16 protein-coding genes are annotated in these 20426 nt (G+C 65.3%); 5 read left to right on the top strand and 11 right to left on the bottom strand.

The window, feature by feature from the left end:
* The 3 genes from rfbD to rfbC are packed head-to-tail and all read left to right on the top strand — an operon-like array spanning position 1 to position 2373.
* Positions 1–885 carry a dTDP-4-dehydrorhamnose reductase gene (gene rfbD, locus ACQY39_RS10140; RefSeq protein ID WP_428505830.1) on the top strand — a complete coding sequence of 295 codons (885 nt, stop codon included), beginning with the start codon at positions 1–3 and terminating at the stop codon, positions 883–885.
* 49 nt (positions 886–934) lie between these two features.
* On the top strand, positions 935–1822 hold the full coding sequence (rfbA, locus tag ACQY39_RS10135; RefSeq protein ID WP_428505828.1) for a glucose-1-phosphate thymidylyltransferase RfbA: 888 nt from the start codon (positions 935–937) through the stop codon (positions 1820–1822).
* Positions 1822–2373: a dTDP-4-dehydrorhamnose 3,5-epimerase gene (gene rfbC / locus ACQY39_RS10130; protein ID WP_428505826.1), complete on the top strand. Its 552-nt coding sequence runs from the start codon at positions 1822–1824 to the stop codon at positions 2371–2373. The genes rfbA and rfbC overlap by 1 nt, the downstream gene beginning before the upstream one ends.
* Positions 2374–2380: 7 nt before the next feature.
* Here rfbC and ACQY39_RS10125 read toward each other — a convergent pair whose 3' ends face one another.
* Both ACQY39_RS10125 and ACQY39_RS10120 read right to left on the bottom strand, forming a co-directional pair.
* A complete protein-coding gene (locus tag ACQY39_RS10125; RefSeq protein WP_428505824.1) occupies positions 2381–3715 on the bottom strand; it encodes a UDP-glucose dehydrogenase family protein in 1335 nt (444 codons plus the stop codon).
* A gap of 202 nt (positions 3716–3917) precedes the next feature.
* Positions 3918–4925, bottom strand: a complete 1008-nt coding sequence (locus ACQY39_RS10120) for an NAD-dependent epimerase (protein ID WP_428505822.1) — start codon at positions 4923–4925, stop codon at positions 3918–3920.
* Positions 4926–5234: 309 nt separating this feature from the next.
* On the opposite strand from ACQY39_RS10120, the gene wecB reads away from it, so the two are divergent.
* Positions 5235–6353, top strand: a complete 1119-nt coding sequence (gene wecB / locus ACQY39_RS10115; RefSeq protein WP_428505820.1) for a non-hydrolyzing UDP-N-acetylglucosamine 2-epimerase — start codon at positions 5235–5237, stop codon at positions 6351–6353.
* A 640-nt stretch (positions 6354–6993) separates the two neighbouring features.
* Positions 6994–9975 (top strand): heparin lyase I family protein, encoded by a 2982-nt coding sequence (locus tag ACQY39_RS10110; RefSeq protein ID WP_428505818.1) that lies wholly within the window; start codon positions 6994–6996, stop codon positions 9973–9975.
* Positions 9976–9988: 13 nt separating this feature from the next.
* Here the strand turns inward: ACQY39_RS10110 and ACQY39_RS10105 are convergent, their stop codons facing one another.
* The 9 genes from ACQY39_RS10105 to ACQY39_RS10065 are packed head-to-tail and all read right to left on the bottom strand — an operon-like array spanning position 9989 to position 20400.
* Entirely contained in the window at positions 9989–10477 is a 489-nt protein-coding gene (locus ACQY39_RS10105) for a glycosyltransferase (protein ID WP_428505816.1), read from the bottom strand.
* Positions 10474–10929 carry a glycosyl transferase gene (locus ACQY39_RS10100; RefSeq protein ID WP_428505814.1) on the bottom strand — a complete coding sequence of 152 codons (456 nt, stop codon included), beginning with the start codon at positions 10927–10929 and terminating at the stop codon, positions 10474–10476. Before ACQY39_RS10100 ends, ACQY39_RS10105 begins: the two co-directional genes overlap by 4 nt.
* Positions 10926–12866, bottom strand: coding sequence for an asparagine synthase (glutamine-hydrolyzing) (asnB, locus tag ACQY39_RS10095; protein WP_428505812.1), 1941 nt, complete (start codon positions 12864–12866; stop codon positions 10926–10928). Before asnB ends, ACQY39_RS10100 begins: the two co-directional genes overlap by 4 nt.
* Before the next feature lie 18 nt (positions 12867–12884).
* Entirely contained in the window at positions 12885–13973 is a 1089-nt protein-coding gene (locus tag ACQY39_RS10090; protein WP_428505810.1) for a glycosyltransferase family 4 protein, read from the bottom strand.
* An 8-nt stretch (positions 13974–13981) separates the two neighbouring features.
* Positions 13982–15217 carry a polysaccharide pyruvyl transferase family protein gene (locus ACQY39_RS10085; RefSeq protein ID WP_428505808.1) on the bottom strand — a complete coding sequence of 412 codons (1236 nt, stop codon included), beginning with the start codon at positions 15215–15217 and terminating at the stop codon, positions 13982–13984.
* Positions 15218–15243: 26 nt separating this feature from the next.
* Complete coding sequence (locus ACQY39_RS10080; RefSeq protein WP_428505806.1) at positions 15244–16260, bottom strand: nitroreductase family protein; 1017 nt, start codon at positions 16258–16260, stop codon at positions 15244–15246.
* Positions 16261–16265: 5 nt separating this feature from the next.
* Positions 16266–17825: a hypothetical protein gene (locus ACQY39_RS10075; protein ID WP_428505804.1), complete on the bottom strand. Its 1560-nt coding sequence runs from the start codon at positions 17823–17825 to the stop codon at positions 16266–16268.
* Positions 17813–18859 (bottom strand): glycosyltransferase, encoded by a 1047-nt coding sequence (locus ACQY39_RS10070; RefSeq protein ID WP_428505802.1) that lies wholly within the window; start codon positions 18857–18859, stop codon positions 17813–17815. Before ACQY39_RS10070 ends, ACQY39_RS10075 begins: the two co-directional genes overlap by 13 nt.
* 11 nt (positions 18860–18870) lie before the next feature.
* The gene (locus tag ACQY39_RS10065; RefSeq protein WP_428505800.1) at positions 18871–20400 is read right to left on the bottom strand and encodes a hypothetical protein; all 1530 of its coding nucleotides are present in this window, start codon (positions 20398–20400) and stop codon (positions 18871–18873) included.
* Positions 20401–20426 lie beyond the last annotated feature (26 nt).

Raw genomic sequence — 20426 nt, 5'->3', positions numbered from 1 at the left:
TTGACACGCATCCTTCTGTTGGGCAAGAACGGCCAGGTCGGCTGGGAGCTGCAGCGCGCGCTCAGCCCCTTGGGTGAGCTGATTGCCCTGGATCGCCATGAGGGCGGCGACCTGGCGGACAGCGCGGCGCTGAGCGCCACCGTGCGGCGCCTCGCACCGCAGCTGATCGTCAATGCCGCGGCCTACACAGCCGTGGACAAGGCCGAGAGCGACAGCGCCACCGCACAGCAAATCAATGCCACAGCGCCTGGACTGTTGGCCGATGAGGCCGCGCGCCTCGGCGCTCTGCTCGTGCACTACAGCACCGATTACGTCTTCGATGGCAGCGGCGAACAGGCCCGCGACGAAACAGCCGTCACCGCACCGCTGAGCGTCTATGGCGCCAGCAAGCTGGCCGGTGAAGAGGCCATTCGCGCCAGCGGCTGCCAGCACCTGATCCTGCGCACCAGCTGGGTCTATGCGGCACGGGGCGGCAACTTCGCCAAGACCATGTTGCGCCTGGCCGCCGAGCGAGAGCAGCTGAGCGTGATCTCCGATCAGATCGGCGCGCCCACCGGGGCCGACCTGCTGGCCGACTTGTGCGCCCACATGGCCCGCGCGACCTTGAACGATCCCAGCTTGACCGGCACCTACCACGCGGTCGCCGCCGGAGCGACCAGCTGGCACGCCTATGCCAGCCATGTGATCGAGTTCGCCCGCGCCCGCGGCACCGCACTGCGGGTCGCCGCCGAACAGGTACAGGCCATTCCGACCTCGGCCTACCCGACACCGGCACGCCGGCCCTTGAATTCGCGTCTGGCCACAGACAAACTCCAGCAGGCCTTCGGACTTCGCCTGCCCCACTGGCAGCAGGGCGTTGACCGCATGCTGTCCGAGATCCTCTAAACCCTCAGTGGCCGGGCCGCCCATGCGCGCCAGGGCCCAAGGAGCCGCAATGAGCAAGACCCGCAAAGGCATCATCCTCGCCGGAGGCTCCGGCACGCGCCTGCACCCCGCCACCCTGGCCATGAGCAAGCAACTGCTGCCGGTCTACGACAAGCCCATGGTGTACTACCCGCTGAGCACCTTGATGCTGGCCGGCATACGCGACATCCTGTTGATCAGCACGCCGCAGGACATTCCGCGCTTCGAAGCCTTGCTGGGCGACGGCGCGCGCTGGGGCCTGAACATCAGCTACTGCGTGCAGCCCAGCCCGGACGGCCTGGCCCAAGCCTTTATCCTCGGCCGTGACTTCATCGACGGCGCGCCCAGCGCCTTGGTGCTCGGCGACAACATCTTCTACGGCCATGACTTCCAAGGCCTGCTGAACCACGCCAATCACACCGACACAGGTGCCACTGTGTTCGCCTATCACGTGACCGACCCGGAGCGCTACGGCGTGGTCGAATTCGACGGGCAGCAGAAGGCCTTGTCCATCGAAGAAAAACCCAAGGTGCCGAAAAGCAATTACGCGGTGACCGGCTTGTATTTCTATGACGAGCAAGTGTGTGATATCGCCGCGGCCATCAAGCCCAGCCCGCGTGGCGAACTCGAAATCACCGACGTCAATGCCCAGTACCTGAGGCAAAACCAGCTGCAAGTCGAGATGATGGGTCGCGGTTATGCCTGGCTGGATACCGGCACCCACGACAGCCTGCTGGAAGCCGGCCAGTTCATTGCCACCCTGGAACGACGCCAAGGCCTGAAGGTCTCCTGCCCGGAGGAAATTGCCTTCCGCTCGGGCTGGATCTCGGCCGAGCAACTGGCAGCCCTGGCCCAGCCGCTCGCCAAGAACGGTTACGGCCAGTACCTGCAGAAGCTCCTGACTGAAAAGGCGTTCTGATGAAGATCACCGCGACCTCCCTGCCCGACGTCCTCATCATCGAACCGCGTGTCTTCGGTGATGCCCGCGGCTTCTTCACCGAGAGCTGGAGCGAAAAAGTCTTCAACGAAGCCGTGGGCCAGCCCGTGCGCTTTGTGCAGGACAACCACTCGCGCTCAAGCCGCGGCGTGCTGCGTGGCCTGCACTACCAGCTGCCACCGCATGCCCAGGGCAAGCTGGTGCGCTGCGTCTCCGGCGCGGTTTTCGATGTCGCCGTGGATCTACGTCGCTCAAGCCCCAACTTCGGCCGATGGGCTGGTGTCGAACTGAGCGCAGACAACCATCGCCAGCTCTGGGTCCCGCCGGGCTTCGCCCATGGCTTCCTGGTGCTGAGCGAGACGGCAGACTTCCTCTACAAGACCACCGACACCTACGCCCCGCAGGCCGAGGGTTCGGTGCGCTGGGATGACCCGGCGATCGGCATCCAATGGCCGGAACTGGGCGTGGCGCCCTTGCTGGCGGAGAAGGACTTGAAGGCGCCGCTGCTGGTGGACGCCAAGCATTTCGACTGAGCGGCGGCTACAGCGCTTTGCCGCCCCGGCCGATGCCGTGGTGCTCCAGGCCCATGGCCTGCATCAGGGCGGGCTCCCACTGGTTGCGGCCATCAAAGACCACCGGCTGTTTCAGCGCGCTCTTGATGCCGTCGAAATCAGGCGTACGGAATTCCTTCCACTCGGTCACCAGCAGCAGGGCATCGGCGCCGCTCAGGGCGGCTTCGGCGCTGTCGCAGAAACGCAGACCGTCCAGGTGACCCAGCAAACGCTGTGCCTCCGGCATGGCAACCGGGTCATAGGCCGCCAGGCTGGCGCCGCGCTTCAACAACTCCTGCACGATCACCAGGGCCGGTGCCTCGCGCATATCGTCGGTGTTGGGCTTGAAAGCCAGGCCCCAGAGCGCGAAATGCCGGCCCACCAGATCGGCGCCAAAGCGCTCTACCACCTTGTCCACCAGCAAGAGCTTCTGGCGTTCGTTGGCCGACTCGACCGCCGTCAGCACCCGCAGTGGGATGCCCTCGCCTTCGGCAGCGCGGATCAAGGCTTTGACATCCTTGGGAAAGCAGGAACCGCCATAACCGGCGCCGGCATAGAGAAAGCTGTAACCGATGCGCGGATCCGAGCCGATGCCGCGGCGCACCAACTCGATGTCAGCACCGACTCGCTCGGCCAGCAGCGCCAGCTCGTTCATGAAACTGATGCGCGTGGCCAGCATGGCATTGGCGGCGTACTTGGTGAACTCGGCGCTGCGCAGGTCCATGACGATCATGCGGTCATGGTTGCGCGTGAAGGGCGAGTACAGCGCCCGCATGAAGAGCGTGGCCTGCTCGTCGTCCGAGCCGACGATGATGCGGTCGGGCTTCATGAAGTCCTCGACCGCCGCGCCCTCCTTCAGGAATTCCGGGTTGGAGACGACCGAGAAGTTGAGCGTCGAACCGCGCTTGGCCAGCTCTTCGGCCACGGCCGCTCGCACCCGGTCGGCCGTGCCCACCGGCACCGTGCTCTTGTCGACGATGACCTTGTAATCGGTCATGCGCTGGCCGATCGAGCGCGCCGCCGCCAACACATACTGCAGGTCGGCCGAGCCGTCTTCATCAGGCGGCGTGCCCACGCCGATGAACATGATGGTGCCGTGGTTGACGGCCTGATCCACATCGGTGGTGAACTGCAGGCGGCCGGCCGCCACATTGCGGCGCACGATCTCCAGCAGCCCGGGCTCATGGATGGGGATCTGCCCCTCATTGAGGATGCGGATCTTTTCTGCGTTCACATCCAGGCAGACCACATGGTTGCCCATCTCGGCCAGGCAGGCGCCCGTGACCAGACCCACATAACCGGTGCCGATGGCGGTGACTTTCATTCAGTGGCTTTCTTGTGCAGTAGGAGCAAGACCAAGCGTCGCAGACAGAGCGTAGCGCCAAGGCCCAAGTTTTAACCGCTGAATATGAAGGTCTGATGAGCCGTTTGGCGGGGGATCAGAAAAAAGCCCGCCGGCAGTGAAGCGGGCGGGCTGGCGTTCTCGGCGCGGCGCTGCTCAGCACTCAGGCCGGCAGGTCCGGAGGTCAGACCTTGTAATAGTCGCGGTACCAGGCGACGAACTTGGTCACACCGTCCGGCACCGGCATGGCCGGGCGGAACTGGGTCCAGGCGGCCAGCTCTTCAACGTCGGCATGGGTGGCCGGCACATCGCCGTCCTGCAGAGGCATGAAGTTCTTGATCGCCTCGCGGCCCACCGCCTTCTCGATCGCCTCGATGAAAGCCATCAGCTGGATCGGCGCATGGTTGCCGATATTGAAGATGCGGTAAGGCGCGTTCGAGTGCGCCGGGTCGCTCTTGTCCGAGTCGTAGCCAGGCTCGGGTGTGGCTGCGCGGTCCAGCACACGCACCACGCCTTCGGCGATGTCGTCCACATAGGTGAAGTCACGGATCATCTGGCCGTGGTTGAAGACATTGATGGGCTTGCCTTCGATGATGGCCTTGGTGAACAGGAACAAGGCCATGTCCGGCCGGCCCCAGGGGCCGTAGACGGTGAAGAAGCGCAGGCCCGTGGTCGGCAGACGGAACAGGTGGCTGTAGGTGTGAGCCATCAGCTCATTGGCCTTCTTGGTCGCGGCATACAGGCTGACCGGATGGTCAACGCTGTGGTGCTCCGAGAAGGGCATCAAGGTGTTGCCGCCATAGACGCTCGAGCTGGAGGCATAGGCCAGGTGCTGCACCTCGTTGTGGCGGCAGCCTTCCAGGATGTTGGTGAAGCCGACGATATTGCTGTCGATGTAGGCGTGCGGGTTCTCGATCGAGTAACGCACCCCGGCCTGAGCGGCCAGGTGGACGACGCGGTCGAATTTGTGGTCCTTGAACAGCTTTTCGATGCCAGGCCGGTCGGCCACATCCATCTGCACGAACTCGAAGCCGGGCTTGGGAGTCAAGCGGGCCAGGCGGTTGTGCTTGAGCTGGGGGTCGTAGTAGTCGTTGAGATTGTCCAGGCCGACCACCTGGTCGCCACGCGCCAAAAGGATCTGGCTGACATGCATGCCGATGAAGCCGGCCGCGCCGGTGACGAGTACTTTCACAGAATCTCCTGGTTCAGGGGCCAAGCCAAAGCCTCTCGCTTCAGCTCTACCGTGCCCTCCACCGCAATGGGCGCCCGGTTTGCTGCGCGCATTCTCGCTGACAAGCGCCTTCGGTTCCGCAACAGCCCTGGCGCCGCAGCGGCAAAAATCACCAAGACCACCCATGTCGGGGAGTCGCAATGCCAGGCGAGGCCATATCGCACACGGACCGCTTACATGCTGCCCCTAGAATCGCCCGCACTTGCCATGCCCGAAGCCTCCTTGAGGCGACGACCGTCTGGCCACCCATCTCCAGCGAGACGCCACCCCATGACCACCAGCCCCGCCCTGCCCTGCATCCACCTGATTGCCGGCGCCCGCCCCAATTTCATGAAGATCGCGCCCATCGTGCGCGCGCTGCAGGCCGACGGCCGCCTGGCCTGGAAGATCATCCACACCGGCCAGCACTACGACCGCGACATGAACGATGTCTTCTTCGAAGAGCTCGGCATCCCGACGCCCGATGTGCGCCTGGGCTGCGGTGGCGGCACGCACGCCGACCAGACCGGCAAGATCATGCTGGCCTATGAAAGCCTGTGTGCGGCAGAGAAGCCGGCCGCCTGTCTGGTCGTCGGTGATGTCAACTCGACCCTGGCCTGCTCCATCGTCGCCAAGAAGGCCGGCATCCCGGTCGCGCACGTCGAAGCCGGCCTGCGCAGCGGCGATATGTCCATGCCCGAGGAGATCAACCGCTTGGTCACCGATGCCATCAGCGACTGGTACTTCGTCACCGAGCCCAGCGGCACCCAGCATCTGCAGCGCGAAGGCAAGGACATGAGCACCGTCTACGACGTCGGCCATGTGATGGTGGACAACGTCCTGTTCCAGGCCGAGAAGCTCAAGACCCAGGACACCTCGGTGCTGGAAAGCGATGCCTACAAGCGCCAGCATGCGCGCTACGGTGTGGTCACCCTGCACCGCCCCAGCAATGTCGACAGCGCCGAAGCCCTGGAGCGCATTGCCAGCGTGCTGCGCACCGTCTCGGCCGAGATCCCCCTGGTCTTCCCGGTGCACCCGCGCACCCGTTCCAACATCGAGAAGTTCGGCCTGCAACTGGGCGCCAACGTCACCCTGATGGGCCCGCAGGCCTACATGTCCTTCCTGCACCTGTGGAAGGATGCCGCCCTGGTGCTGACCGACAGCGGCGGCCTGCAGGAAGAAACCACCGCCCTGGGCGTGCCCTGCATCACCATGCGCGAAAACACCGAGCGCCCCATCACCGTGGACGAGGGCAGCAATGTCCTCGCCGGCACCGACCCCGCCGTCATCATCCCTCTGGCGCTGGACACCCTGAAGAACGGCGGCAAGCGCGGCCGCCGCCCGGCCCTGTGGGACGGCAAGTCGGCCGAGCGCATCGTCGACATTCTGGCCACCCGCCTCGGGGCCTGAGCAGCAAGTCGTCTTCGGCAGAGTCCCCCCAAGCAAACAAGGCGCGCTAGGGCAGCAACTCAGCGGGAGCTTGATGCTCCTGCAACACTTGGCCTCCAGATGAGCTGCCGGCGTTCCGGCTCTACATAGGCATTTATTCACCGCAACGACGAGTTCGAGCAAATACCGCTCACTCGCCAGGTCCGTGCGGAACAATAATAAGAGCCCACCTTGGAGACGCTCAATGCAGCCGAACCGTTCCACCCTCGTCAAGAGCCTGGTGTGCGCAGCCTCAATCCTTCTGGTCGCTTGTCAGCAACTCAAGGACCCACAGGTGCAGGTGGACGTGCTGAACAACGAGCCACCGTCTGCAGGCCCCAGCACCTGTGCTGGATTGAGCAGCGACTGGCTTTCGCTTCTGCCATCCGAGCACCGGCGCATCGAACCAGCTCACTGCAGTCAGCATGTGGGAGCACCGCTGATTGCTTGGGGCGACCCCCGCAATCGCCAGACCGGGTCGACCTATACGCTGAACCTTCGCTTGGCTGGCGGTGCTGGCGTGTTGACGCGCTCGGGGCTGACTGAACCGCGGGTTCGACTGGGGCAGCCACTTGCCCCGGCAGACTACGAATGGGCTGTCACGTACACCGCTTCCAACGGAGTGGCTCAGACCACCCAATGGCGCAGCTTCAAGGTCAGCGCCGGTGACGGCCAGGTGCGCGCCCAGGACTTGTTGGATGGCACCCAATTGGCCGCCCAGGTGTCGGTACGCCCCCGGCCGCGGATGCTGGCAGCAGGCAGCAGCTTCGCAGCCTTGCGCACTGCGGCCCTGCAAGCCGAACACCTGCCCGCCCTGAACCTACTGCGCAGTCGGGCCACGGCGGCCGCAGCAGCGGCCCCGCCGGCTGCACCCGGCGCCATCGTCGGCGCTACGGCACTGGCGAAAGCGCAATCTCTGGCCAGCCTGGTGCAGCTCGCGCGCGGCGAACGTGCCGCCATTGAAGCCCTAGGCGTCATTGGGAGGCTGGACAGCAATGCCAACCACCTCACTGCAGCAAAGCGCCGACTGCTCGCACTGGCTGCTTGGACACCCAGCACTTTCAGCGGCGAAACCAGCGCCAGCGAGGCCAATCGGGAAGTGGCCCTTGCTTTGGCAGAGGGCCTGGATCTGCTCTGGAACGATCTCAGCGCCGCCGAGCGCAGCCAAGTCACCGCTCCACTGCGTGTTCGCCTGATGCAAGGGAGCGCGGCTCTTTCCCTGCTGGACCGCGAACCCTACGCTGCGGCCAGCCTGCTGAGCCTGCGCCAGATCACGCAAGCGCTGCTGCTCAGCGTAGGACTGCCCGGTTTCCCCGAGGCCCCCACACTGCTGGCCAATGCCTGGGAATTGAACCGCCACAGTCTCTACACCTGGGGCTATGACGGCAACCAAGGCCCGGCCATTGCCCAGGCCTGGGAGCAGTTTGCGGCCGCCACTTCGATGGCCGCCGCGGTCCGCACGGTTTCCGGCGTTAATCTGTACGACTTGTCCGTGCTGCGGCGCAGTGCGGAACAACTGATCGCCTTCACTCCGCCAAGCCAGCCGCTGCAATCTGCCTTCGGTGATGCAGCGGAGATCCGGAATCTGTACGACCGTCACATTGCGGCGCTGCGTCTGCATGCGCAGCAAGGGCGTGACCTGGCGTCGGTGTGGTACTGGCAGGCCAAGCCGACCAACATCAGCAACCCGGCCGACGCCAGCATCTGGCAGCTCTTGCTGCTGGGGGTCAGAAACAACCCATTGCCGAGCGGCAGCGCGTCTCTGGCCAACGACTGGTTCTCCAGCCAAGCCGGCCTCGCTGCCATGCACAGTGACATTCGGCGCCCTGACCGCAGTTCGGTCTATTTCCGCAGCAGCCGCTTTGGTGCCTACGGTGCCGCGCAAGCCGAGCAGAATGCCCTTGTGTATGTCTCGCAAGGTCAGCCACTGCTCGTTGGATCTGGCACCATGCCTTTCGCCGGCAGCCCGCACCATCGCAACACGCGCGCTGCGCGTTTCAAGAACACGCTGACTTTCGACGGTGGAATCGGCCAAGCCGAAAGCACCGCGGCTCGCCCGAACGACCCGCTCGCCTCGATGGACACTGGTGGAGCCCTGATTCGTACCCAAAGTACGGGCAACTATGCCGCCGTCACGGGTGACGCCACCAGCGCCTACCGCGCCTGGGACGCGTCGCGCAACACCTGGGCGCCGCTGCTCAGCAATGCCGTTCGCACGGTGGTCATGGACAAGGCCAACGGCCTCACCTTCGTCTATGACTGGGCCACCAGCGCCACACCACGACAGTGGGAGCTCAACTACCACTCGCCCAACGCCTTTGTTGCGGACGCCAGCACCGTGCGCGCCAGCAACGGTGCTGCCTCGGTGTGCCTGGACCGGCACGGCCCGGCGAGCCAATTTACTCAGGCGTCCACCTGGGAAGTCGCCCCCGAAGTCACGCAACCCGCTCCAGCCCGTGGTCGCTTCACCGCGCTGACGCGAAGCAGGGAGTTCGCTCATCTGACCGTGTTGCGCGAGGGCTGCCGAAACATGCCGATGCAAATCTCTCAGAACGGAACGCAAATCAGCGTGCTCGTCAACGGGCGAGATGCGCTGCAATTCGATCAACGCCTGCTCAATCTGCCGAGCACGACCAGCGCAGCCCCTTCAGTCTCCGTTGCTGCAGCCAGCCCAAGCCCAAGCCCCACACCGGCCAACACGAGCGGCACCGCCGGGACCAGCATCGTGGTCAGCCCTGAGCTTGTGGCGCAGGCCGCCTTGGCACAGCAACCCCTGACGAATCTGATGTCAATCAGCAAAGGCGATGTGGCATCCGAGCTCGATGGCGACGCCAGCAACCAGAGCGCGGCAAACTGGTCCGGCATCAACTGCTACGGCCAGTATGGCAATTGGGCCCGGTTCTTACCCAACGGCATTCATGGCACGCGCCTGCCCGACGGCAGCACCCAGCGCTTCGGTCTTGTGCCCGACACGCTGAACCCGACACGCAAGGTCTTTGCCATGCGTGTGCATAAAGATGATGTGCTGACCAGCGGCGCCAAGCGCTGCGAAGTGCTGGCTCCGGGTGCGGGTAGCACAGCGCTTCCTGTTGGCTCTGACTTCTGGTTTGCTTTTGCCATACGCATCGTCGAAGGCGCCGTCACCACCGGCGACGACCAGTTGCTGGCGCAATGGCATGTCGACGGAGTCCCCATTTTCTCCCTGCTGGTCAAGGACGGACGCCTGCGCATTGAGAACCGCTACAGCGCCAGTGCCGTGCCCAGTGCCCAAAACACCACCTTGGTTACGCCTTGGCGCGATTCCGTGGTGGCCACCGATCGTTGGATGCACTTCGTCGTCAAGGCTCGAATCTCACCCTTCGAGAAAGACGCCCCCTACATGAGCGTCTGGCGCAATGGCACCAAGCTGTTTGATCGGCGCGGCGCATTGGGCATCAACAGCCCGGCCCTGCCTTTCGCCAAGCTGGGCTTCTACCATTGGCTCAACTTGAACACCTGGGACCCCAAAGCGCCGGTTCGCACCATTCACTTGCGCCACGCTGTGACCGTTCAGGACCCGAACGGCCGGTACAACGAATCCACCTTGCGTGCGATGGTGCTCTGAAGTAACGCTCGCCTCAATCGGCGTCGATGAAGTCTCGCAGCGCCGCCACCAGGCGGTGTTGCGCGGCTGAGGGTTCGGCAGTTTCGCCCTTGCCTGCCGCCAATTCTTGCCAACGGTCCAAGGCCGCCAACAGCGCCGGCACATCGAAGGCTGCATGCACGCCAGGCTTGCCCTGCAGCCATTTCAGCGTCGCCACCTGATGGTCATTGCGGGTCTCACGCAATTCTCCTAGGCGAGGCAGCAGCAGCATCGGCTTGCCCAGTTCCAGGCCCGTCAGCACACTGCCCATGCCCGCATGAGCCACCAGCAGCGACGCATCCTGCACACAGCGCCGAAAGGCAGTCGGCTCCAGCACCTCATGACGCTGGACATGCTGCGTCGGCGCCGCGCCACGCCCCACCTGGGCAAGCACAGGAACTTCCGGGTGCTTGGCAGCCCAGGCGTCCACGGCTTGCACCAAGCGATCAAACGGCATTTGCGAGCCCACGGTAATGAAGATCACAGCACAGCTCCTTCATGGCGCGGGCCCTCAGGGCGTGCCAGTTGTGGCCACTGAGTCAGCCAGAGGTCGGCAAAGCCAGCCACCTTGCTGCCCGACATCGACAGCTGTTCCACATTGGCGATGGAATCGATCCACACCGTGCGCGCCCCCAGCCACTTCCCCAACTTCAGCGCCGCCACACCCGGTGCTGCGCCTGTGGTGATCACCACATGCGGGCGCACGCGAAGCACGATCAAAGCGAGCTGAAGCACCATCCACAACAGCTTCAAACGATCCCAGCGAGTCGCGTCCTGAATGCAGTGAAAACGTGCGCCGGCCACCTCCTGCGCATACTCCGGCTGCACCGAGACATAGGTCGCCTCGTGCGACGCCCAAGCCTCGCGCAGCCGCAGCAGTTGCACCCAGTGCCCACCGCCCGAAGCCACGCACAACACACGTTTGCGCGCTTTCATGCGCCTCTCCCTGCCCGAAGCCAGCGCTGGTGCCAAGCGGCGAACATCAGCACCGCCCAGAGGCGGTCCACCTGCCCCGGAGCACCGCGCTGGTGAGCTTGCCAACAAGCCGACACCCGGTCCGCGTCCAGCCATTCGCCAAGCTCAGTGCGGACATAGTCCCATTGCGATTCAGCCCAGGGCCGCAACTCTTGCAAAAGCCATGGCCCCAGCGGCACCGAAAACCCCTGCTTGGGCAGGTCAATCAACTCGCGCGGCACGCGTTCGAAGAGCAACTCGCGCAGCACCCGCTTGAGCATGTGAGGTCCAGCCTTCAACTCGGCCTGCAAGCGCCAAGCGAAAGCGACCACACGGTGGTCGAGCAAGGGGCTGCGAGCTTCCAGCGAAGCGGACATCGTGGCCCGGTCCATCTTCACGAGCAAGTCTCCGCTCAGGTAATGCCCCGTTTCCCAGTACTGCATGCGTTCGCTTCCGAGCAGGCCCAGCTCCGACGGTGAGCTGAGCTGCAGCTCACTCTGCCCGCCAGGAGGATGTCGCAGCGGCTGCCCCTCCGTCCACAAGGTCAGGAACAAACGTGCCCGTGCGTCAACATCGCTGCAGCGCAGCGCTCGCGTCAGCTTGTGAACCTTTTGGCCTAAAAAGCGCGGGCGCTTGTGCGCCGGCAGCCAACGCGCCAGTTGCTCCCAGCGCGCAGCCGACGGGGCATCAAGCGCAGCAGCGAGCAATTGCCGCAGCGGCATCGGCAGGCCAAGCAGCGCACCCACGGCCCCGTCCTCGCCGCGATAGCGAAGGTAACCGCCGAAAGCTTCGTCCCCTCCATCACCCGTCAGCGCCACGGTCACATGCTGGCGCGCCAGCCGAGAAAGCAGCGTGGTCGGGATCATTGACGCATCGGCAAACGGTTCATCAAAGATCTCGGCCAACTGCGGCACCAGCGCCAGCGCATCGCCTTGCGACACCAGCAACTCCGTGTGCGCGCAGCCCAGGTGCCGCGCGACGGCGGCAGCGACCGGCGCCTCGTTGTGGCTGGCCTCCTCGAAGGCAATCGAGAAGCTGCGCGTCTGCCCCAGGCCGGCCCGCTGCATCTGCGACACCACCAAACCCGAATCGATGCCGCCGGACAGGAAAGCGCCCAAGGGCACGTCGGCCACCATGCGCTCGCTCGTGGCCAGGGCCAGCACCTCCTCCAGGCCCCGCTTGGCTTCTTCCAGCGAGCCGATGCGCGCACCCTGCCCCTGGCGCACCGTCTCGGCCAGGTTCCAGAAACGCCCACGCTGCTCGGCAGCGTTCGCGCGCCACAACAGCCACTCCCCGGGCTGTAGCTTGAAGCAACCCTCGAAAACACAGAGGTTGTCTGCCACATAGCCGTAACGGAAAAACCCCTCGACGGCCTCCGCCGACACCTGCGGGGCGAAACCCGGCAAAGTCCACAGCGCCTTGAGCTCCGACGCAAAAGCCAGCCCCGCGCCCCGACGCGCCACATACAGCGGCTTCTTGCCCAAGCGGTCTCGCGCCAGCAGCAGGCTGCGCTCCTGTCGATCCCAAAGCGCCAGCGCGAACATGCCAGCCAAGCGCTGCAATGTCGCCTCCCGGCCCCAGTGCATGAAACCGGCCAGCATGACCTCGGTGTCGCTGCGTGAGCGGAACGGATAGCCCAAAGCGACCAGCTCAGCACGCAAAGCTTGGAAGTTATAGATTTCGCCGTTGAACACCAGCACAAAGCGCCCATCGGCACTCTGCATGGGCTGATGCCCCAGCGGGCTCAAGTCAACGATCGCCAGACGCCGGTGTCCCAGGGCCACAGGCCCGTTCTCATCGACCCAGAGGCCTTGATCATCCGGCCCGCGGTGTCGCAGCGCGTCGGCCATGGCCTGCGCCTGCGCCTGCAGCTCCGCCGCCTCGCCGCCTATCCCAACCAAACCCACCAGACCACACATGCCCGTTGTCCTTATTGCTCAGCCAGAGCGGCGCGCACCACGCGCTGCCAGACCCAAATCTTCATACAGCGTTTCCAGCCGCTGCAACACCAGCGCCGGCGCATGCCGCTGCAGCGCCCGCTCGCGCCCGTGGTTGCCACGCGCAGCTGCAGCAGCGGGCTCACTCAAAGCTTCACGCAGCGCCGCCGCCAGAGCCTGCACATCGCCCTTCTCCAGCAGCCAACCCGCGTGCGGACCCAAAGTCTCGGGGATGCCGCCAACCCGGGTCGCCACCACCGGCATCCCCCAGGCCATGGCCTCCAGCATGCCGATCGGTACCCCCTCAAAATGCGAAGGCAGCACAAACACGGCAGCGCGCGCCAGCAAGGCCTGCTTGCGCTCACCCGACACCCAACCCGGCAGTTCCAGGCGATCAGCCAATCCCAGGCGCTCAGCCTCCTGGAGCACCGCCGCGTGGTCGCCATCGCCGGCGCACACCAGCCGGAACTCCAGGCCCTCACCCGCCAACTGCGCTGCGGCTTGCAACAACTCGGGCACGCCCTTCTCGGGCCACAGCCGGCCGAGGAACAGCAATTCGCCGGTTCGCACCTGACGGCCCAGCCACTGCGCGGGCGTCGGCAGCATCACCGGGTTAGGCAAGACCACATAGCGCGCATTCGGCTCGATTCGGGCCACTTGCTCTGCCCATCCTTCACTCAGGCAGGCCACGCGGCTGGCGCTGCGCAGCAAGCAGCGCACCACCCACTGAGGGACGGGCCTGCGGCTGGCGTACCAGGCCGGGAAAGAACCATCGTGCAGATGCAACAAGGTCGGCACGCCAAAGGCGCGAGCCAAGAGCAGGTAACTGCCCTTGCGCCAGAAGCTGCCGCGCGCGGCCACATGCGCATGCACCCCGGCCACCTGGCCACGCAGCAGCAGCCCCAACAGCTGAAGCAGGGTGCGCAAAGCGCACCACAGCTTGTCGCCCAGGCGGGCCTGGTGAAAGCTCGCCAAATAACGCAGCGACCAGCGCTCTGCCAGGCCTTCGTCCAGATAGGACTGAGCCACGGCCGTCATACCGCCAGGGGCTCGCAGGTCCGTGCCGATCATGACTACATAGCGCTTCAAGACCGCGATCAATCTTTCAACAAAGCGTTAACAAGATCGGCGCCGCGCGCTGCCCGCTTGCGCCACTCCGGCAGACGCTCGGCAAGATGGGCACGAATCGCCGCCTCCTGGTGCACCAAACCATCCAGGGCCTGCTGCAGGCTCTGCGCATCCACCTTGCGCGTGTCCAGCACATGGTCCTCGTGATCAAACAGGTCGAGGTTGATGCCGCGCGCCTTGATGCTGTAGGCGATCGACACGGTCGGCACGCCGCTGCTCAAGGCAGCAATCGTGGCGTGCGTGCGGGCGCCGATGAAATAGCGGCAACCGGCGATCACGTCCTTGAGCTGGCAGCCGTTCATGCCGCCGGGCACGCTGCGCACGCGTCCGCCGAGCGACTGCAATCGCTGCTGCAATTGCGCCAGGTAGATCTCGTCGTTGTTGAAGGTCGAGCCGTCCAGGGGCGCCACATGAGGCACCAGCAGCACACCGAGGCGCGTGTGAGCCACCACCCCCTCGACAAAGCGCACCGCCTCGTCCACCAACTCGCTGGACGCGCCGGCCCGCTTGCGCACGCCATCCACCAGCGGGCTGAGGTTCAGCCCCAGCACACCGTCCTCCCCCTCGGGCCAGAAACCCTCGCGCGCCACCGCCTCCCGCCCGAGCAGGAATGCCGAGTCCGCCACCAGGTGCAGGTTGTCTTTCAAGCCCAAGCCTCTCAGATAGGCATGGGTGTGGGTCTCACGCACCGTCACGGCACTGAGGCGCTTCAGGTGCTCGGCCATATGGCGCTCAACGGCCGGAAGGCGGCTGAACGGGCCGGCGGACGCCCCCCACAGCAGCGCTGGTTTGCCCATCTCCAGGGCAGCCTCGGCGATGGCCACAAAGTAGGCCAGCGAGCCCAGGTCGTAGTCGAGGGAGTAGTTGTCGCCGCCGATCGACAGCAGCATGTCGCAGTCGCGCAACTGCGCACGGATCGGATCCCCCGCAGGCAGGCGCGGCCACGGCAGGGCCGCCAACGCCGGCAGACGCGACACCACACGGTTCCAGTGGGCGAAACGACGCGGCAAGGCCGGCACCGGCACAAACTTCGCGCCTTGCTGCTCGGCCTGAGGCCACTGGGCGCGGTCGCGCGGCAGGTCAGCCGAAGGCACCAGCACCCGGGCCTGCCCATCAGCTTGGCGCAGGACGGTCAGTGTCGAGCGCACCAGCGCCTCGCAGCCGCGATTGCCAAAGTTGTTCTGGCCGGTGAGGTAGATGTTCATGGAATCTTCTAACTAGGAGTTCAGGGTCAGAGGCGCACCAGCACCTCATGCAAAGGTCGGCGCTCGCTGCGCGCCACGCTGAAGGTCTCGCGCAGATGGCCAACGGCCAGCAGCATGATCACCGCATCGTCGGCGGGAATGCCCGCCTCGCGCTTGAACGCACGGTCAACGTCGGGCTCCACGCTCCAGTTCAGGCAACAACTGCCAAGGCCTAAGGCATGCAATGCGTAGACCAGAGTCATGCCAAACAAGCCACCGTCGATCCAGGCCTGGTAACGCTCGCCCACGGTATGGAAGTTCGATTGCCGCGCTGTGACAACCAGCAATGCGCCGGCGGTGTCAGCAAACCCCCGGTTGCCGTTCTGGTGGCGCAGCAGCGCTTGCGCCCGCTTGGCGTCGGACACCCAGTAGACACGGCCGCTCGAGCGGTTGCACACCGAGGGCGCAAATCGGGCCATGGTCGCGGCCTGCTCAATGAGCTTTGCCTCGACCGGCCGGGCTTCAAACTGACGCACGCTGTGGCGGGTGCGCAGGAACTCTTCAAAGGGCAGGCGCGCAGCGGCCCAGACCTCTTCACGCCTACGCTCCAACAGCCCGCCCTCCGCACCCTGCTCGGGCACCGGGCCGGCCCGCAGCTTCAGCCGCGCCACGGTCTGCTCCAAGGCCTCCATGGCTTGGCCGTGGCCGCGGTTGAAGGCGAGATAGGCATCCAAAGTCGTCAGCGCGGCATGGGTGCTCCAGTCGGCGGGGTAGCGCTCGAGCCAGGCTTGCAAATCCTCACAGAGCAGCGCGATGGCATCGCTGCCAAAGCCCGGCCGAGGCTGCGGCAGGGCCAGGCCCTTTTCGACCCGGTGAAAGCTCTTCAGGATATGTGCCTGGAGGGAGTCCTGCGAGTGCCGGACCAAGCCACTTCCATGCCAGTAGCGCAGGCCGTCATAGGTGGTCGCGCGCATCAGGCGCCAGGTGTCGCGCAGAGCGCGCCAGCGGCGGCGCAGGGCAAGAAATGCGGAGCGAGGCAACAGGCGGAGCAGCAAGGTTTTCATGGCGGTCAAACGATCAGAAAGCGTCGTGGCAGTACGGCCGCCAGCAGTGCGCGCTCAGCTTCTGTGAGCGGCTTGAGGAACACCGCCACTGCCAGCACAAGCAGGCAGGACAGCAGCAAAGCCAGCACGGTGGCCGCACCCGGCAAGGGCGGCAGCACGGCAACGCTGGCTGCGGCCAGCAAGCAGGCCACCAGCAGCTTGCCCAGGCCTCGCCAGTCCCAGGGCAGAGCCAGACCAGCACGGCGCAAGGCCGCGCCGACCAGCAGCACCCAGAACAGTTCGGCCACGCAAAGCATGGCAACCAGAGTCGCCCCCACCGGCAGGCCCCATGCTTGCAAGGGCAGCCACAAGGCCGCCGGCAGGAACAAACAGCCCAGCAAGGTGGCCAGGAGGTTGGCGCCGGTACGCTCGACCGTGGCAGTGACGATGCTCAGCAGCACATGGGCACACTGCAACAGCAACCACAGCATCAACATGCCAAGCAGGAGGCCCATTCCGTCTCCATAGCGCCCCTTGCTCAACCAGGCGGCCAGCTCATCGCCGCGCTGAGGCAGATAGGCCAAGAGCGGCGCCAGCACCAGGAACGAGAGCTTGAGCTGCGCATTGGCCACCCGGGCCAAGGGCTCCATCCGTCCTTGCTGCGTCCAGTTGGCAACCATCAGCGGGCGCAACCAGGGTGCGAGCAAATAGGCCGGCAGGTAGTTGCGCAGGGTGTCGGCAAGGCTGCCGGCAAAGCCCAGCAGCGCAGCCTGCGCCGCACCGGCCAAGTGGGTCAGCAGCAGGCGGGCGGCATTGCCACTCCAGGCCTGGCCCATCAGCTGCACCAGATACAGGCGCAGCTCCACGCGGCGGCGCTCTGCATTGCCATAAGGCGGAGCCAGATCGGCGGCCCCGTCTGCTGCGCGCGCGCGCGCATCGCGTCGCAAGGCCAGCACCAGCCACAACAGCCCGGTCAGAGCCAGCAGCAGCGCCGCCAGGCCTTCCAGCCAGAGCAATTGGGACAGGCCAGGCAGTTGCCCGTGCATGGACCAGACCAAGGCCGCCGCCAGACGAGCCAGATTGGCCAAGAGGCTCAGGCCTTGGCTGGCGGCCTGCATGAGCAGGGAGGGGAAGATCTCATCAAGCTGCCGCGTCACACTGCCGGCCACCAGCCAGAGCAGCAACGCAGCTTGTGCGTTCACGCCGAGCACCAGGCCCACACGAGCGAGCAGCGGGGTGGCGAACAAGGCCAGCAGCGCCGCACCGAGCAAGGCCACGGCCAGGCGCTGCGACAACAGGCGCAAGACAAAGCGCTGGAACTGCGCAAGCGGGGCCCGCAGTCGCCACTCGGCCACATAGCGCTGGGCTCGCGTAGACAAGCCAAAGCCGGTGACGAGATAGAAAACCTCAACCAAGGCCAGCCCAGCGACATAACCGCCATAGTCGGCGGCCTCAGCATGGCGCACCAGCCAGATCAACCAGAACAGGCCCGCAGCAGCGGCGAGCACCTTGCCGGCCAAAAAATGCCAGAGCGAACGACGCGCGCGCTGCTTGCTGTAGAAGCCCTCGCCCATCATGTGGAGCACGGTGAGGGCCGGCCCGGCGGCCGCGCAATCTCGCGAGCAGGCAGCGGCACCGTGGGGTCACGGCGCGGCTCAAACCAACCACGCGCAATGGCGGCCAAGGCGTAGTGCCAGCTGAACAGCGACACGCCGGCATGACGCAGGCTGCGCTTGACCACCGCCAGCGACAGCGCCACGGCAAGGCCGGCGCCCAGCCAGAGCGCCAAGGCGAACGGCCCCAAAAACACCAGCCCGGGCAACAGCAACCACCACAGTCCGAGCGCGAGCGGATGGCGGTGCAGGTACAGCGCCCGCGCCAGCCAAGGCCGGCCCAGCGCCTGGCGCAACATCACACCGGCCGAAAACGCCCGGCCACTGGCCCAGTGGCGGCGCAGCAGGGTGAAAGTATCCGCGTCATGGCCGACATGCCGCACAGCCTCTCGTGCCAGCCTGCGCAGGCGCCAACCGGCGGCTCCGAGGCGCAATCCGAGTTCGGCCTCTTCGTACCCTTTGAGATTGATGTCGGCGGCATAGCCCCCTGCACTGTCAATGGCAGCTCGTCGGTAGAGCCCGCCGCCTTCGAGCCAGGGATGCTCGCCGTCTCTTGATCCGCTTCGATTGCGGACACGAATCAAGTCGAACCCATTGGAAATTCGTTCATCAACCACCGCTCCGCCGACGCCGGCCAAACCAGGATCAAGCCGCAAGCAAGCCAGAGCGTCCTGGAGAAAGCCAGGAGACAGGCTCATATCGCCGTCCATCAGGTAGACCCACTCGCCGCGCGAGGCAGCGTAGCCGAGTTGCACGCCGGCGCCGCAGCTGCGCTGTGCGGGGTTCTCAAATTGCACGATGCGCACCGGGAATCCACGGGCAATGTCCACCGTCCGGTCCTGGGAGCAGGAATCTGCCAAAACCACCTCGAGGCGCAAGGGGGCGATCTCTGCAGCGGCAGCCAGCGCCGACTGCAAGGCCTGGGCGATCTTGGCTTCTTCGTTGTAGGCCTTGATGACGATGGACAGCAAGCCACGGTCTGCCGCACCCGGGGCGACCGAGGGCATGGGCAACTCGCTCATTTCGCGGCCGGGACCGTCGCCTTCCCCGCCGCTGCGGCAGAGGAAGCGGGCTGGCGCGCGCGGGCAATGATGTAGCCCATCAACAGCAGGGCCAGCACCTGGATCTGGGAGACCTCGACAAAGTCGGTGTTGTAGGGGAAGGCCAGGACGATCAGCAGCAGCCCCCCGGCAGCCCCGCGCAGAAACCAGGCCTGCTCCTGCCGCGCCGGTTGGCGTGCCATACGCCAGCCCAGTTGCACCACACCCAAGAGCCCGAAGAGCAGCGCACAAGTACCCAGGACGCCGGTCTCCCACAAATAGACGGCCAAGGTCGACCGCCCGGGGCGGAAATGGAACTTCTTCGCCAACTCACCAACCACCAGCCCACCCACGCGGGTGGAGCCCAGGCCGTGACCGATCAAGAAGCCGGTCGGGTCTCCGGCATGCTGCTCGCGCCACCACAGGTTGAGCGCGGCGATGCGGCCCATTTCGCCATAACGGCTGATCTGGGTGACATCGCTGTTGCGCTCGATCATCACCTCGACATAGCCCGCAAGGCTCTTGCCCTGGGCCGTTCGATCGCTGGTGAACTGCGTTTGATAGGCCCACAAGGTGGCCACCATCAGCACCACCCCAGCCAGCAAGGCCGCCAGGGCTTGCAGCGGCCGGCGCAGCAGATCGGCGCCGAAAACCTGCACCAGCACCACAGGCAACAACACCAGCAAAATCTTGACTTCCGCCAGCAGCAAAGGTGCCAAGGCCAACACCACCGTGCCCAGGGCACGCTGTGTTGACAGACGCCCCGAACGCCAGCCCTGCAACATGAAGCCGGTGATCACCAGGGAGAACACCGCCATCGCGCCGCTGGCACCGCCGGACTGCGGGTCACCGCCGAACAGGCCGACCACGGCATCGAACACCGAATCACCGCTGCGACCGGGCACGACCACGAAACGCTGGTAGAGCACTGCCGGGATCTGCAAAGCCAGAAACCATGGCACCCAACTGAGCAACTGGTCGAAGTCATCGGGTTCGACGGCCCGCAACAAGAAGGCCAGCAAGATACTCCAGAGAAAGAAGTACTCCTTGCCTGCGACCAGCCACTGCAGCGGCTCGACCACGCTGAGCACCGAAGAAACGGCCGCCGTGACGATGAACAAACCACAGGCGGCCAGCGCTCCCGCCCCGCTGCGCCCCTGCCGCTCGCCGCCCTGGGCCCGTGGCTGATTGATTTGCTGGGCCAGCAGGCGCAGATACAAGAACAGGCCGAGCAGGTAGGGGATCCAGAACGCCTTGTCGATACGCGCGAAATACTGCAGCTGCCCAACCGCCACGTAGATGATCAGCACGATCAAATAGAAGAGCAGCCGGGTTGGCAGCACCAGACCGGCGGCGAACAGCACCACGGCTGTGACCAGCGCCGCCACATAGACGCCACCGAGCGCGATCAGCAAGCCGATAAAAACCGAACCCAGGCCGAGCAACAACAGCCCGGCAAGCAGCAGCAAGGTGCTGCGGCGCGGCGCGGCAAAGGGAAGGTATCGCAAGCTCTCAGTCCTCGGAAATTCAAACG

It is taken from the genome of Roseateles sp. (genome assembly GCF_965262435.1).
Taxonomy (GTDB): Bacteria; Pseudomonadota; Gammaproteobacteria; order Burkholderiales; family Burkholderiaceae_C; genus Paucibacter_A.
This window is presented reverse-complemented; position numbering and strand designations above follow the sequence as displayed.